This is a genomic window from Allobosea sp. 2RAB26, from assembly GCF_052115465.1.
Classification (GTDB): domain Bacteria; phylum Pseudomonadota; class Alphaproteobacteria; order Rhizobiales; family Beijerinckiaceae; genus Allobosea.
In genome coordinates this window covers 1-806 of record NZ_JBFRGS010000071.1, presented here as the reverse complement: position 1 = coordinate 806, position 806 = coordinate 1, and the positions used below count along the sequence as shown (strand labels likewise).

Below are 806 nucleotides of genomic sequence, written 5' to 3'. Positions count from 1 at the left end.
GGCGCCTTCAGCGCCGACGCGCCCGGCAGATCGGCCGGCACGGCTCTGCCGGCGCCGCGCCTCGCCATGGAACGCTTCACGCTTTGGGGCGAGGCGATCGGAGCGCAGGGACGCACGGACGGAGACCGCAACGCGGCTTCGCTCGACCGGCGCGGCGGCGGCATGCTGTTCGGCGCCGAGCTCAACTCGACCTGGAGCGACGCCGGGCACTGGCGCCTCGGCCTTGCCGGCGGCTACACGCACACCGATTTCGATGTCGACGGGCGCCGCTCGAGTGGAGAACTGGGCAGCGCCCATGGCGCGCTCTATGGCGGCATGCGTTTCGGGGCGGTCTCGCTGCGGGCCGGCGCGGCCTATGCCTGGAGCGATCTCGACGTGACSCGCCGGGTGACATTGCCCGGCATCTCCGATSTGCTGCGCTTCGATGGCCGCAGCGCGACCGCCCAGGCCTTCGCCGAGATCGGCTACGCCGTGCCCTACGGGCCGGTCTCGTTCGAGCCCTTCGCGCAGATCGCAGCCGTCACGGTCCGCACCAGCCGCGACGCCGAGACAGGTGGCCCGACCGCACTGCAGGTACTCGGCCGTGATCAGCGCCTCGGCTTCTCGACGCTCGGGCTGCGGGCCGAGATGCAGCTCGGCGCGACGCCGCTGCTGGCCCGCGGCATGCTCGGTTGGCGCCATGCCTTCGGCGACACCACACCCGCGGCCAAGCTTGCCTTCATCGGTGCCGCAACACCGTTCCAGACCTTTGCCGCCCCGCTTGCCCGCAACGCCCTGGTGGCCGAGGCCGGCCTCGCCTGGCGCGC

The 806-nt window shown here is 72.8% G+C and carries 1 protein-coding gene; it reads left to right on the top strand.

The features are described from left to right. The coding region (locus AB4118_RS34055; RefSeq protein WP_441493903.1) for an autotransporter outer membrane beta-barrel domain-containing protein at positions 1-806 on the top strand (806 nt) is incomplete at both ends.